Genomic DNA, 15,142 nt, shown 5'->3' with positions numbered 1-15,142 from the left:
TTTTTGACACATTACCCGCGAGGAAGTCATGATTTTGATAACGCTTCCCGATTCGCCGCTGTTACAATGGGGCTGTAAATCAAGCCAGCTCGAAAGGCGAGACGGAGGGGAAAGATCATGTTTTTCAAAATTGCGTTTATCGGAGCGGGAAGCATCGGATTTACGCGGGGGCTGCTGAGGGACGTGCTCAGCGTGCCGGAATTCCGCGACATTGAAGTTGCGTTTACGGACATCAGCGAGCACAACCTGCAGATGGTGACGGAACTGTGCCGGCGCGATATCCGCGAGAACGGCCTGGACGTGCCGATCACGGCCACGACGGACCGCCGGGAGGCGCTTCGGGGCGCCAAATACGTGATATGCACGATCCGCGTAGGCGGTCTCGAAGCTTTCGCGACGGACGTCGACATTCCGCTCAAGTACGGCGTGGACCAATGCGTCGGGGATACGCTGTGCGCCGGCGGCATTATGTACGGCCAGCGGGGCATCGCCGTCATGCTCGACATCTGCAAGGATATCCGCGAAGTCGCGGCCAAGGATGCGCTGCTGCTGAATTACGCGAATCCGATGGCCATGCTCACGTGGGCGTGCAACAAGTACGGCGGCGTGCGGACCGTCGGCTTGTGCCACGGGGTGCAGCACGGCCACGAGCAAATCGCCGAAGTGTACGGCCTGAAGCGGGAAGAAGTCGACATCGTGTGCGCGGGGATCAACCATCAAACGTGGTACATCCAAATCCGCCACCAGGGCAAGGATTTGACGGCGGGACTGCTGGAAGCGTTCGAACGCCATCCGGATTTCAGCCGCACGGAGAAGGTCCGGATCGACATGCTGCGGCGGTTCGGTTATTACAGCACCGAGTCCAACGGACACCTCAGCGAATACGTGCCGTGGTACCGCAAGCGCCCGGACGAAATCCGGGACTGGATCGACCTGGGCAGTTGGATCAACGGGGAAACCGGCGGTTATTTGCGGGTCTGCACGGAAGGGCGCAACTGGTTCGAGACGGACTTCCCCAACTGGATGAAGGACCCGGCGTTCCGATATGCTCCGGGCGAACGAAGCCATGAACACGGGTCCTACATCATCGAAGGGTTGGAAACGGGCCGGGTGTACCGGGGACACTTCAACGTCGTGAACAACGGCGTCATCTCCAACCTGCCGGACGACGCGGTGATCGAGGCGCCGGGCTACGCGGACCGCAACGGCATCTCCATGCCTGTCGTGGGGGATTTGCCTTTAGGGCCGGCAGCCGTATGCAACGCGAGCATCTCGGTGCAGCGCCTGGCCGTGGAAGCGGCGGTTCATGGCGACGACCGCTTGCTCCGCCAAGCGTTCATGATGGATCCGCTGGTCGGCGCGGTGTGCAACCCGAAGGAAATCTGGCAGATGGTCGACGAGATGCTGGTTGCCCAGGAGAAGTGGCTGCCGCAATACGCGGAGGCGGTCGCGGCGGCGAAGAAGCGGCTGGAAGAAGGACCGCGGATTCCGACGCGGGAAGGTTACCGGGGGGCGGCCCGCTTGAACGCGAAGACGGTCGAGGAGATGCGGCAGGATCGCGAGGCGGCGAACAAGAACGCCGGCGAGGCGGACAAAGGCAAGGAACGCGCCAAGGGATAAGGCAAATCGGTGCTTCAATCACAAGAAACATCAAGTTCAGATCAAAGTCCCAAAGCCCTATAAAGGCGTCTGGCATGCAGACGCCTTTATGGGGCTTTTGGGCGCTCGTTTCACCGATGATCAACCTTGCTCATCCGTTCCGCGAAAATTCGAAGCGGTAATCGCCGGAACCGACGCGCAGCCGGAGCACGCCGCCCGCGGCCTCGGCGCCGAAGACGCCTACCGCGCGGGACACGGGGAGTCCGCTTTCCGTCACGCCGTCCACGGTGGCGCCCGGGAGCTCCACTTCCGCTTCCGTGTTGGGCGGAATCGAGACTTCCACCGTTATCCGGCCGTCGCCTTGAAGCGCCCAGCGGGAGCGGATCGTGCCGTGCACGGATTCGTAGGCCGCCTTCACGAAGGTTAACCCCCCGCCGAATCGCGGCGCGATCCGGATCCGTTTGTAACCGGGAAATCCCTCCGCGGTGTCGATCCCGGCGGCGACGCGGAACAGCCATTCGCCGACGGAGCCGTAGGCGTAGTGGTTATACGAGTTCATGTCGTCGCTCCAGAACGTTCCGTCCGGCTTGATGCCGTCCCAATGCTCCCAGATCGTGGTCGCGCCTTGCTTGACGGAATACAGCCAGGACGGGTATTCCTCCTGCATGACCAAGCGGTAAGCGGCGTCGTGGTACCCGAACCGCGAAAGCACGGGGCACAGATAGGGGGTGCCGACGAATCCCGTCGTCAATTTATAGCCGTTCTTCCGGATCATCTCCTCCAGCCGGGCGGCGGCCTGCGGCCGGTGCGTTTCCTCCAGCAGGTCGAACGCCAGGACCAGCGCATAGGCCGTCTGGGTCGGCGCGATCACGCGGCCGTTCGGGGAGACGAACTCGAGACGGAAATGTTGGACGACGTTATCGTGCAGCCGCCGGTACGCCTGCTCGTCCTCGGTCCGGCCGAGCGCGCGGGCGGCGCGCGACAGCAGCGAAGTTCCGTGCGCGTAGTAGGCCGTGGCGATCAGATCCGTCGGCGTCTGGCCGATGTATTCGCCTTCCTTGCCGTCGAGCGCGAGCCAATCCCCGAAATGGAAGCCGGTGTTCCACAGGTATTCGTTGCCGCCTTGGGCGCGGATGTACTCGATCCACGCTTTCATGCTGGGGTACTGCTCCTCCAGCAGCCTGCGGTCGCCGTACACTTCGTACATCGTCCAGGGACAGATCACGGCGGCGTCCCCCCAGGCCGCGGAGGAATGGTTGCTGTCGTCTTCGTCGAAGTGGACGTTGAACGGCACGAACGGGATGACGAACGGCACGCCGCCGTCCGGCCGCTGGTCGGCCGCCAGATCGCGCAGCCATTTGGCGAAGAACGGGGCGACGTTGTACGGATAGGTCGATGTCCGGACGAACACCTGGGCGTCGCCGGTCCAGCCCAGCCGTTCATCCCGCTGCGGACAGTCCGTCGGCACGTCCAGGAAGTTGCCGCGCTGCCCCCAAACGATGTTCCGGTAGAGCCGATTCAGCCGTCCGTCGGAAGTCTCGAAGCTGCCGGCCGGCTCCAGGTCGGTATGGACGACGCAGCCCGCGAATCGGTCCAGGAGCCCCTCGGTATCCGCGAGTCCGGTGATTTTGACGTAACGGAAGCCCTGGAAGCTGAAATGGGGCTCGTAGGTTTCCGCTCCGCCTCCCTTGCAGACGTACGTAATCAAATTGCGGGCGGACCTCATGTTGCCGGTGTAGAAGTTCCCGTCCCGGTCGAGCACCTCCGCGTGCTCCAGGCGGATGACGGCGCCTGGCGCCTCGCGGACCGTGAACCGCATCCAGCCGACCATGTTCTGGCCCATGTCCAGCACGAGTTCGCCTCGCGGCGTCACCAGGGAGGCGACGGGGCGGATCACCTCCGTGACCCTTACCGGCTCGTTCTCCTGCGCGATCAGCGTGTCGAAGGGATCATCCCGTTCGGATACCGGTTCCCAGGCGGAATCGTCGAATCCCGGCAGCAGCCAGCCTTCCGGCTCGATCCTCGCGTCATAGGTTTCGCCGTGGTAGAGCTCGGACATGCGCAAAGCGCCTCGCCCGGCTTTCCATCGGCCGTCCGCGGCGCTGACGACCGTATCTTCCGAGCCGTCGGCGTAGGTCACGTGCAGCTGCAGCAGGAGAGACCGCTCATCGCCATATACGCGGCGTTTATTCTCCCAGGCCAAATAGCCGGCGTACCATCCGTTGCCCAGCGTCGCCCCGATCGCGTTGTCTCCGGCGGACAGCAATCCCGTCACGTCGTAGGTTTGGTATTGCAGCCTGTGTCCATAGCTGGTCCAACCGGGCGCCATCCGGGTATCGTCCGCTTCCGCTCCGTTGACGTACAACCGGTACAGGCCGCGCGCCGTGGCGTAGATTCGGGCGGATACGGGCTTCCCGCGAAGCCGGAACGAAGCGCGCACGTAGTCGCAAGGATCCTCGCCCTCCGGCGGCGCAAGTCCGGCGGCGATCCACCGCGCTTGCCACCCTTCCGGGGAACGCAGTCCCGTCTCCCAGAATGCGGGTTCGCTCCAGGCGGACATGCGTCCGTTTCCGTTCCACGCGCGGACGCGGTACCAGTACCGGGTCCGGGGTTTCAATGCCGGGCCGGCGTATTCGAAGTGGATCGATTGATCCGAGTCCACCCGACCGGTGTCCCACAGCGGTTCCCGCCCGAACATCGGGTCCGTCGACACCTGGATCTGGCAGGCGCTTTGGACGGCCGCCCGTTCGCCGGAAACCAGCTTCCAGCTGAACCGGGGACGGGGAACGTCGAGGCCGACCGGATTTTCCTTATATTCGCAGCGCAGTTCGCGGATTGCCCATTGCGGGTCCATGTCGTTATCCCCCTTATCGTCGTCGTCGCGTATGCGAATCAACACCAGTTTAACGGGGAAGTCATGGAAAACATACGGGCGATCTTGACATTTCGACAAGGGGTAACGGACAATTAACCCCAACGAACGGCCCAAGGGTCGGTCAGGAGGGTTCGGCATGGAAGCAAGAGTCGGCTTGCTGCGCGGTTCGGCGTTTTTCGGCGACGGCCTGGAACTGTACGTCAACCGGGCGGAGGAAACGTTCGAGCTCGAGTTCCACGCCCACGATTTTTACGAAATCGCTTACGTGGCGGAAGGCCGCGGTTACCACCACGTCCGGGATCGGGTGATTCCGGTGTCCAAAGGCGACGTTTTCCTGCTCCCGATCGGCCATCCCCACGTATTTCGCCCCTCGTCCGCGGACCGGCGGCAGAAGCTGGCCGTGCGCAACTGCGTGTTCTCGGAAGCGCTGCTGCGGGATGCGCAGCGCCATGTTCCCGAACTCGACCTGCGGCGGCTATTCGAAGGGGAGGGCTCGAAAGCCAAGGACGTTCGCTTGGGTCTCGAACCCTTGTTCCGGACGATGGACGAAGAGCAGAACGTTCCGATTCCCGGGTCGAAAGGCTTGCGGTTCGCCCTGTTCCTTCAGCTGCTGATCCGGCTGGTCCGCTTGGTTGGGCAAGCGGGGGCGTCAACGGAGGGGGGGCCGCCGCTTCAAGCCGATCCGATCGAGGAGGCGCTGGATTACATTCGGCAGCACGCCGCGGAGAATTTGAACCTTCGCATGCTGGCGGAACGAAGCGGGCTTAGCGAGCGGCATTTTTTCCGTCTCTTCAAAGCGAGGACCGGCCAACCCTTCCTGGCTTACGTGCGGGACTTGCGGATCCGGATGGGCTGCGAGCTGCTGCTTGGCACGAAACACAAAATCGGGGCGGTCGCCGCAATGGTCGGGTACCGCGACACGCAATCTTTTCACGAAGCCTTCAAACGGATCGCGGGCATGACGCCGGGCGAATATCGGAGAACGGGCTGGGAGGCACAACGATGCTCAAAGTGATGATCGCGGACGACGAATCGTGGATCCGCAAAGGCTTGAAAGCGATGATCGAGTGGGACCGGCTCGGACTGGCGTGCGACGCGGAAGCCGTCGACGGCTGGGAAGCGCTTGAGCTTGCCGAAACGCGCATGCCGGATATCCTGATCACGGACGTACGGATGCCGGGCATCGACGGACTGCAGCTGGCGGCACGGATGCTGGAGCGGTCTCCGCGCCTGAAAGTGCTGATGATCAGCGGATACAGCGAATTCGAATACGTCAAATCGGCCATCCAGCTGGATGCGGTCAGCTACATTCTCAAGCCGATTAACCCCGCGGAATTGAACGGCGCGCTCGGGAAAGCGGTCGACCGTCTCCGGTCGGAGAAGAAGGAGGAGCTGCTAGCCGGGCAATTGCCCGGCTATCTGGAGAAGCTGGCCGGCGATTTATGCCTGGGCCGCGCCGGCGCTTCCGGAGCCCAGGCTTTCCGCGATACGCTGCAGCTGCAGAATATGGCCGCGGAATATTTGGCTTGCGCCATCTTTCACTACGACGATTCCCAATACGACGCCGAGACGATGGCCCATCTGCTGGAGCGGGCGGAAGCGTCCTGGACGCCGGAAGGCAAACGCCTGATCCTCTGGGAGCGGGGAAGCCGGCGGATCGCCGCGGTCGTGCTTTGCGACGGAAGACGCGAGACCGCCGGCGATTTGAGCCGGCTGCTCTTGGCGCTGAAACGGATGAACGTCGGCGGCGTACGCGTTTCCGTCGGCGACGCCGTCCGGATCGGGGAATGCGACAAGCTGTCCCGGTCTTGCAGGGAAGCCTGGGAGACGGCGGAACGGCATCCGTTCCAATCCGAGATCGAAGTCATGTCCTACTCTCCTGCGGAGGAAGAACCCCCCGGTACTCCATACCCCTTGCATTTGCAGAAGAAACTGGCCGATCTCATGGCGCTGGGCGACTTGCCGGGGATGGAAGCGGCCGCCCAAGAGATCGGTGCGTATTACCGCGGCGTCGAAGGGGCGACCATGAAGCACGTCCGCAGCTTTTATCTCGGCATCGTCACGGAGATCGTGAAAACCTTGCTGGCAAAGCCGTCCTTTCACGAAGACCTCGTCCAAAAAGGTTTCGATTTCTGCCTGCGCCTGGACCGATACGAGGATCTCCGGCGGCTTACGGACTGGCTGCTCGGCTATTTGCGCGAAATCCACGCGGTCCGGGAAACCGCCGGGCAACGGGACGTCCAACGGAACATCCTGGCGGCGGCCGACTATATCCGCGAGCATTACGCCGAAGAAATCAGCCTGAATTCCGTCTCGACCCGGTTCTTTATCACGTCCACCTATTTCAGCAGCATGTTCAAGGAAGTCATCGGCGAGAACTTCCTGGAATTCCTGACGCGCATCCGGATGGAGCATGCCAAAGAACTGCTGGAGCACTCCGCGCTCAAAGTCGGGCAAATCGGCGAGCGGGTCGGATACGCCGACAGCCGGTACTTCAGCAAGCTGTTCAAGAAGCAAACGGGACTGATGCCCACGGAATACCGGCAGAGCCGCTCCGGCGACTTTCCGCCGGATCGCGAGGAGCCGCGATGAGAAGCCTTCTTTTTTTCAAGAAGAGCATTCAGGCGAAAATGCTGCTGAGTTTCATGGCGGTCAGCCTGATCCCCCTCATCCTGCTGGGGTGGGTCTCCTACGCCTGGTATTCCGGCGTCGTGGAAAACCGGACGGCGGAATACAACGCCAAGCTGATCCGGACCTTCACGACGGACATGGACCAATTCCTGTCCCAGATCGAGCAGTTTTCGTATACCGTTTACCAGGACAATTTCCAGGCGTTGTGGAAGGACAGCATGACCGCCGGCGTCTTCCAGAAAGTTCGCAACGAATTGAGCATGAACGAGCTGTTCCTGAGGCAGGAGGAGTTCTACAACTTCCGCGGGGTCATCCGGTCCGTCACCCTGCTGGACGAGTCCGGCCGCGTATTCTACGAGAATAAATTAACCGTGGTTCCGGGTTACCGCTTCGAAGCGGAGCCCTGGTTCGCCTCGCTGCGAGCCGGGGAAACCAGCGACGCGCTCATGGGCCCGTACCTCACCCAGCCATGGCTACCGCGGAGCCTGGTCGCGGACCGGAACACGGACGCGTTGGACTTTTCTTTGACGTACGTGCGGAAAGTCACGGATTTGGATCGGCCCCAAACGGTGCTCGGATACATCATGCTGCATTTCGATTTGCAGGAGGTGCTGAAGTTCCTCGATCCGATGGAGCTGGACGCGCTGGACTCGCTGCTGATCGCCGACCGCCAAGGCCGGATCGTGTACGACACCGGTTCCGGCCGGATCGGCATGCCGGTCACGGAGAACTTGAAGCTCACGGCGAAGGACCGGGAATCGGGCTACAAAGTGATCCGCGAGAACGGACGCAGGTACTTGGTGACTTCCACGTCCCTGAACGCGGCCCCCTGGGACATTTATTCCAAAAACGACCTGGCGAAGCTGCTGTCGGACGGTTGGAAAATGCGCATGTATACGCTGCTTTTCTTGCTCGTCAGCTTCGTCCTTGCCATCTTGGCGGCGCAGATGCTGTCGGTCGGACTCGTCACGCCGATCAAACGGCTCAAAAACGCGATGGTCAAGGTCAGCCAAGGCTACATGGGCGTGCAGGCCGGCCGGCTCTCCCAGGACGAAATCGGCGAACTGGGGCGTTATTTCAACGAAATGATCGCGCGCATCAAATATTTGATCGAGCAGGTCTACCAAGCCGAACTCCATGAACGGGAAGCGAAGCTGACCGCGCTGCAGGCGCAGATCAACCCGCATTTCCTGTACAACACGCTGGAGACGATCAACAGCATCGCGGCCGTGGAAGGCGTAACCAAAGTGAGCGATATCGCCCGGGCGCTGTCGGACATGTTCCGGTACAGCACGAAGGCGGGCGGGTTGAAAGTTTTCGTCTTCGACGAAATCCGCCACATCCGCAATTACCTGGATATCGTCTCCATCCGTTTCGAGGACAAGCTGTCGGTCCATATCGACATTCCGGACGAGCTGCTGTATTACAAAATGATCAAGCTGGTGTTCCAGCCGATCGTGGAAAACGCGGTGTTCCACGGCATCGAGACCAAGCGCGGGCGGGGAGAGCTTCGGATCGACGCCCGGAAGGAGAAGGAAGATCTGATTTTCCGGATTCGGGATAACGGCACGGGCATGACCGAGGAACAGCTGGCGGCGATCCGGAAGAGACTGGCCGATCCCGTGCCGCAGGAGCAGAACGAAGGAGGTTCGGGCAAGGTCGGCATCAAGAACGTGCACGACCGGATCCGGTTCTATTACGGGGAAGCTTACGGCATTTCGCTGGAAGGCTCCTTGGACGAAGGCACGACGGTAACGGTGAGGATCCCGGCTCAACTGGCGTAAAAATTTGCACATAACGGCATAAGTCTGTCGCATTGTCCGCGCTGCCCCCCCCTTCTATAATGAAGCCATCCAAGCTTCGGGATAGAAGGGGGAATTGCTTTTCATGAGCGGAAACGCATACAGCACAACGTCCCGCGGCACAGGACTCCCGCGGCGCATCTGGAAGCACCGGACGGCTTACCTGTTCCTGCTTCCCGCATTGCTGCTCCTGGGGTCGATCAAATATTACCCATTTTTCACCGCCTTCGCGGAGTCGCTATTCGACTGGAACGGCGTCAACGTCAATCACTTTATCGGCCTCGGCAACTACAAGGAAATGCTGACCGACGAGAAAATCCGGGTCGCTTTCGCCAACGTCTTCAAGATCGCCGCGGCCACTTTGGCCATCAACCTGACGCTGCCGATGCTGGTCGCCTGGCTCGTTTTCCGGGTCAAGAACCGGCGGCTGCAGAACTTCCTGAAGCTCGGCTTCATCGTTCCGCTGGTCGTGCCGATGATGGTGCTCATCCTGCTTTGGCGCTGGATGTATTCGGGGGACTTCGGCCTGATCAACCAGCTGCTTGCCCATACGGGACTGGCCGCCCTCAAGCACTCGTGGCTGGGCGATCCGGCCACCGCGCTGTGGGCGATCGTGTTCGTCGGATTTCCTTGGGTGGCGGGACTGCCGTTTTTGCTCTACCTGGCGGGACTCCAAAGCATTTCCGAGGATTTGTACGAAGTGGCCGATTTGGAGGGGGCGGGACCCATCCGCAGGTTCTTCTCGCTCGAGCTTCCGCTGATCGCGAACCAGGTGCGTCTCGTGCTGATGTATTCGCTCATTTCCGCCTTCCAAGTATTCGAAGCTCCCTTCGTCTTGACGAACGGGGGACCGGGCATCTCCACCATCACGCCGTCCCTGCACATCTACGACCAGGCCTTCAATTATTCGCGTTTCGGCTATGCCTCGGCTATCGGCGTCGTCATGTTCGCCGTCCTGATCGTCTTGACCGTCGTCGTTCAGAAGCTCGTCAAAAACGCGGAAACGCTGGATTAGGAGGCGGAGCATGAAAAAAGGGAACATCGGGATCAACGTCGCCGCCCTTCTGATTTTCGCCGTGGCCATGTATCCGTTTTTCGTGATGCTGGCCGGCTCGTTCAAATACCAGATGCAGCTTTTCCGCAACCCTTGGTTTTTCTCGGCGCCGTTCCACTTCGACAATTACGCGGTGGCTTTCGGGCAAATCTCGAAGCCGATCGCGAATTCCGTCATCGTCACGGGAATCGGCGTGCTGGTCACGCTGCTTGCTTCGTCCACCGCCGCGTATTCCTTCGCGCGCCACGCGTATCCGTTCAAAAATTTTTTCTACGGCGTGATCGTGATGCTGCTCATGATACCGGGCTTCGTCATTCTCGTGCCCCAGTTCATCAACATCAAAAACATGGGGATGTACAACACGATCATCGGCCAGGCGCTTCCTCCGGCGGCCAGTTACACGGCGATGGGCGTCATGCTCATGAGGACCTTCTTCGAAGGCATCTCCAAAAGCCTGTACGAGGCCGCGGAGATGGAAGGCGCCAAAGATTTCCGCATTTTCGCGGGGATCGTTCTCCCCCTGTCGAAGCCGATCCTGGCGACGGTGGCGATCATGTCGGGCTTGCAGATTTGGAATAACTTCGTCTGGTCTCTGGTGGTGACGACCGGAGACAAAGTGAAGCCGGTCATTATCGCGATCACGACGATCATGGGCAGCATTAACGGAGGAGACGGCGTGAAGCTGGCCGGCTACATCATCGCCGCGGTTCCGCTGCTCATCCTGTTCTTCGCGGCGACGAAGCCTTTCGTCTCCGGACTTACGCAGGGCGCGGTCAAGGGCTGATCCGCCGGTTCCGTATATAACCCGGACGGTGTGACGTCCTCCGTCCCGGGCTTATATAAATGTAAACTTTCGAAAATACGCACAGGGAGGGTTTCACGAAATGCGCAAAACGAAAATCTTCTTCCTTCTACTCTCCGTCTTCTTGGTGTTATCGGTGCTGTCGGCCTGCGGCGGCGGGGGAAATTCGGACGGCGGAGATTCCAAGTCTTCTTCGTCCGGGGCGCCCGCTTCGAACGCCGCGTCCCAGCCGTCGGGGAAAGGGACGAAACTCAGGGTCGCTTACTGGGGGGCCGATTTCGCGACCGCCCAGAAAGTCGAAGCGGTTCACAAGCAGATCTTCGCGGATTATAAAGCCAAAACCGGCACGGACGTGGAGTTCGTTTTCGTACCGGACAGCAACTATCGCACCTGGATGGTCACGCAGCAGGCGGCCAACAGCATGCCGGAAGTCGTCCTCACGCGGATGGCGTGGGTATGGGAGGATTTCGCCAAGAACCAGGTGTACGACTTGACGCCTTACTTGGAGAAGGAGTCTCCTTATAACCCGGGCAAGCCCTGGAAGGATACGTTCATCCCGAGCTTCTACAAGGACAGCATCAACCCGGCCAACGGCATCGTGAATTCGGCGCCCTCTTTCACGGCCATGATCCGGATTCTCTATAACAAAGATTTGTTCGCCAAAGCCGGGATCTCCGAGCCGCCGAAGACGTGGCCGGAATTCATCGAGGCATGCAAGAAGCTGAAAGCCGCGGGCATTACGCCGATGGCCATGTCCGGGCAATCCAACGACCATATCAGCTGGTTCCTGACGTCCATCTTCGGTCAGCTTGACGAGCAGCTCCGCAAGAAAATGGATACGGACGGCGACAACATGGTCGTGAAGAACGAGCTGGCGCGCGCGACCGACCAAGGATTGATCGATTTCACGAAATATCCGTTTAAAGACGGCATGGAGCTGTTCAAGGATTTCTCCCAATACTGGAACTCCGACTTCAACGGCATCGACGTGAAAACCGCGCAGCAGCTGTGGCTGACGGGACAGGCCGGCATGCTGATCTTCAACTCCGCCAACCTGTCCATGGTCGACGACATGGAAGGCCGGAACTTCGAATACGGAGGTTTCCCGATCCCGTACATCACGAAGGCGCAGTTCCCGGAAGCCATGGAGAAATCCGTCATGCTGGGCGGAGCGGCCAACGAGTCGTGGGCGATTTCCACGTCCGCGAAGGATGCCCAGCTGGCTGCGGCGGTCGATTTCATCCAGTACATGACCTCGCCGGAAATCGAAGGCAAGCTGGGCGACGCGCTCGGGTACCTGCCGACGATCACGAACGCCAACCTGCCGGATAAGCTCAAAGGTTTCGTGATGCAGAACGAGGATATCCGCCGCGCCAACTATACCGGGCCGGCCACGATCAAGGAATTTTCCGATTTCATCGTCAAGTCGATGCAGCTGTATCTCGGCGGATCGGTCGACTCGAACAAACTGGGGACCGAATGGAACGCGGAGTGGTACAAGGGCATGGATCAGGCGAAGAAAACGAACGACTGGTCCGAAGCCAACAATTACGGCATGAAGAAGTAAGCCGGACCGGGGAGCCTAATCCAATGAAGCAACCGAACATCCTGCTCATCATGTGCGATCAGCTTCGGGCGGACGCCATCGGCGCCTACGGCAACGGGGTCGTCAGAACCCCGAACATGGATCGGCTTGCCCGGCGCGGGCTTACGTATACCAAGGCTTATTCTTCCTGCCCGGTGTGCATGCCCGCCCGCTACACGATCCGGACCGGACGGGAGCCGTACAACACCGGCTATTACGATAACGGCGGCCTTCACTTGGAAGAAGGCCAGCCGGCGGATCCGGAGGAGCGCTGCGGGGCTTATCTGCCCCGGACGATGCGGACGCTCGGTTACCGCACGTTCGGCGTGGGCAAATTCCATACGGATCCCTGGAACGAAGATTTGGGATACGAGGTGCAGCTGAGAAGCGAAGAGCTGTACGATACCGAGGAACAGGCGCGGGGCGACGATTACGCCCGATACATCGCCGAGAGGCATCCGGAATACGGCCATATCGAGCAGCTTCACGGGGAACGGACCGAGATGTACTACATGCCGCAGACGAGTCCGCTTCCGGCGGAGATCACCGTGGAGGCTTGGGCGGCGGACCGCGCCGTGGAGCTTATCGGGGAAACGGACGACGACCGCCCGTATTTCGGCTTCGTGTCCTTTATCGGGCCCCATCCGCCGCTCGCGCCGCCGGTTCCGTTCAACCGGATGTATAACCCGGACGCGATGCCGAATCCGGTGCGAGGGGAACTCGCGGTCGACCATATGGACGAACAACTTCCTTGGATGAATTACCTGATCTGGGCCGAGGACATCGACGATCCGCGAGCGAGGGCGCTCAAGGCCCGCTATTACGGGGAAATCACGTACATCGACGAATGCCTGGGCAAAATCCTGGACGCCGTGGACCGCCGGCCGGACGCCGACAATACGCTGATCGTTTTTTTCAGCGATCACGGGGACCACATGGGCGATCACCACGCCTGGCAGAAGGAGAGCTTCTTCGAAGCCGCGGCGCGGGTTCCGTTCCTGCTCAGCTGGCCCGCCCGCTTGCCTGAGGGGGAGCGGCGGGAAGAGCTGGTGTCGCTTACCGATCTGTTCGCCATCGCGACCCACGCGGCCGGCCGGACGGAGACGCGCGACGGAATCGACGTGCTGGGCGCGGAGGCCGGGTCCGCGGAGCCGAGGACGCACCTGTTCGGGTGGTACGGCAAACCCGGAACGCCGACGTTCAAAGTCATGGTGCGGGACCCGAACTTCAAGTATATTTTCATGGCGAACGGCGGGCGCGAGCAGCTGTTCCATATCGGGGATGACCCGGATGAGCTCCGCGAACTGAGCGGGAAGCTTCCGCCGATCGCCGCCGCCATGAGAAACATCGCGGCGGAGGAAGCTCGGCGCCATCCGGGGTTGGCACGCGCGTTAAGCGAAGACGGCGGCCTGCGGAGCTTTCCTTTCGCGGCCAGGCCGTACAGCCGGATTCGGCAATTCAACCTCGCGCGCGGCGTCGCCGATTTTCAAGTCAACTAGTTTCCATCGGGCAGACTTCGGTCCAAAAACCGAAGTCTGTTTTCCGTCTGTCTAGGATTGGACAAACGCGGGGAAATTCCTCATGATGGAGAATATCGCCGCAGGGCTGCTAGCTTGGACGGTAAGGGAGGTGCGAAGATGAAGGGACGCGGAAAGCCGCTGAAACTGGGCGTGCTGGATTTGCTGCCCGTTCCGGATGGCAAGGACGACGCCTACGCGCTGAGCATGGGGGCGGAGCTCGCCCGGTTGGCCGAGCGGCTAGGTTACTCGCGTTACTGGGTGGCGGAGCATCATGATATGCCGCACTTGGCTTGCCCCGCGCCGGAGGTGTTCCTGGCACACGTCGGGGCGGTGACGAACCGGATTCGGATCGGCTCCGGCGCGGTGCTACTGCCGCACTACGCGCCGCTGAAGGTGGCGGAATCGTTCCGCCTGCTCGCCAGCTTGTATCCCGGGCGGGTCGATCTGGGCATCGGCAGGGCGCCGGGCGGCAATGCGCATGCAAGCATGGCGCTGAGCGGGAACTTCCTGGAGAACGTGGCGCGGATGCCGGACAAGCTGAGGGACCTGACTCGCCTGCTGCAAGGGAATTATGCGTATGAGGGTCAGCCGGTCGCCGCCCGTCCGGATCCCGCCGAGCCTCCGGAAATCTGGCTGCTCGGGACCCACCGCAAAAGCGCCGGATACGCCGCGGAGTACGGGATGGGATACGTGTTCGGCCAATTCATGAGCGATACGGATGCCGCGTCGGCTTTGGCCGCTTACCGGGACTCGTTCGTTCCGTCGCCGCTCTGCCCCGAGCCGAAAGCCGTCGTGGCGATCGGAATCGTCTGCGCGGAAACGGACGAAGAAGCGCGCGGACTGGTTAGGGCTTCCGGCGAGTCGTTCGGGCAAGAGGCGGCTGGCGGGGAATCGCCGGATGAACGCATGGAACGCAAACTCTTGGCTGGCTCGCCCCGTACGGTTCGGGACCGGCTGCTACAGTTGTCGGAGGAGTTCGGGGTGGATGAATTCCTCGTCGTGACGATGATCTCTGACTACCCGACGCGGATGCGCTCTTACGAACTGCTGGCTCAATGCCTGTACGCATAGCTGCTCGGGAGAGTCGTAACCCTCGTATGGCACGACTTCGCAGGAATAGCGTATGAGTTACGCTATTCGCTAGGCGTATGGCCCGACTTCGGCGAAATAGCGTATGAGATACGCTATTTGCCAGCGTATGGCCCGACTTCGGCGAAATAACGTATGATATACGCTATTCTCCCGCGTACGGCCCGCCTTGACCCCAATAACGT

Annotated in this window: 10 protein-coding genes; 9 read left to right on the top strand and 1 reads right to left on the bottom strand. The window is 60.9% G+C overall.

Annotated features, from left to right (window positions below; genetic code table 11):
• Window positions 1-117 precede the first annotated feature (117 nt).
• Window positions 118-1,620, top strand: a complete 1,503-nt coding sequence (melA, locus tag PTZ19_RS10725; protein ID WP_276354348.1) for an alpha-glucosidase/alpha-galactosidase — start codon at window positions 118-120, stop codon at window positions 1,618-1,620.
• A 130-nt stretch (window positions 1,621-1,750) separates the two neighbouring features.
• On the opposite strand, the gene PTZ19_RS10720 is transcribed toward melA, so the two are convergent.
• Window positions 1,751-4,453 carry a glycoside hydrolase family 78 protein gene (locus PTZ19_RS10720; RefSeq protein ID WP_276354347.1) on the bottom strand — a complete coding sequence of 901 codons (2,703 nt, stop codon included), beginning with the start codon at window positions 4,451-4,453 and terminating at the stop codon, window positions 1,751-1,753.
• Between the two features lie 157 nt (window positions 4,454-4,610).
• Here PTZ19_RS10720 and PTZ19_RS10715 point away from each other — a divergent pair, with 157 nt between their 5' ends.
• The 8 genes from PTZ19_RS10715 to PTZ19_RS10680 all read left to right on the top strand — a co-directional run bounded on the left by PTZ19_RS10715 (window position 4,611) and on the right by PTZ19_RS10680 (window position 14,939).
• A complete protein-coding gene (locus tag PTZ19_RS10715) occupies window positions 4,611-5,489 on the top strand; it encodes an AraC family transcriptional regulator (protein WP_276354346.1) in 879 nt (292 codons plus the stop codon).
• Entirely contained in the window at window positions 5,477-7,066 is a 1,590-nt protein-coding gene (locus PTZ19_RS10710) for a response regulator transcription factor (protein ID WP_276354344.1), read from the top strand. Before PTZ19_RS10715 ends, PTZ19_RS10710 begins: the two co-directional genes overlap by 13 nt.
• Window positions 7,063-8,889 carry a sensor histidine kinase gene (locus PTZ19_RS10705; protein ID WP_276354342.1) on the top strand — a complete coding sequence of 609 codons (1,827 nt, stop codon included), beginning with the start codon at window positions 7,063-7,065 and terminating at the stop codon, window positions 8,887-8,889. Before PTZ19_RS10710 ends, PTZ19_RS10705 begins: the two co-directional genes overlap by 4 nt.
• Window positions 8,890-8,992: 103 nt before the next feature.
• Window positions 8,993-9,922: a carbohydrate ABC transporter permease gene (locus PTZ19_RS10700; protein ID WP_276354340.1), complete on the top strand. Its 930-nt coding sequence runs from the start codon at window positions 8,993-8,995 to the stop codon at window positions 9,920-9,922.
• A gap of 10 nt (window positions 9,923-9,932) precedes the next feature.
• Window positions 9,933-10,745 carry a carbohydrate ABC transporter permease gene (locus tag PTZ19_RS10695; protein ID WP_276354339.1) on the top strand — a complete coding sequence of 271 codons (813 nt, stop codon included), beginning with the start codon at window positions 9,933-9,935 and terminating at the stop codon, window positions 10,743-10,745.
• Window positions 10,746-10,845: 100 nt separating this feature from the next.
• Window positions 10,846-12,330: an ABC transporter substrate-binding protein gene (locus PTZ19_RS10690; protein ID WP_276354337.1), complete on the top strand. Its 1,485-nt coding sequence runs from the start codon at window positions 10,846-10,848 to the stop codon at window positions 12,328-12,330.
• A 23-nt stretch (window positions 12,331-12,353) separates the two neighbouring features.
• Window positions 12,354-13,847 carry a sulfatase family protein gene (locus PTZ19_RS10685; protein ID WP_276354336.1) on the top strand — a complete coding sequence of 498 codons (1,494 nt, stop codon included), beginning with the start codon at window positions 12,354-12,356 and terminating at the stop codon, window positions 13,845-13,847.
• A 138-nt stretch (window positions 13,848-13,985) separates the two neighbouring features.
• Window positions 13,986-14,939, top strand: a complete 954-nt coding sequence (locus PTZ19_RS10680) for an LLM class flavin-dependent oxidoreductase (RefSeq protein ID WP_276354335.1) — start codon at window positions 13,986-13,988, stop codon at window positions 14,937-14,939.
• Window positions 14,940-15,142: the final 203 nt, after the last annotated feature.

Source organism: Cohnella caldifontis (genome assembly GCF_029360585.1).
Taxonomy (GTDB): Bacteria; Bacillota; Bacilli; order Paenibacillales; family Paenibacillaceae; genus Cohnella; species Cohnella caldifontis.
This window is presented reverse-complemented; position numbering and strand designations above follow the sequence as displayed.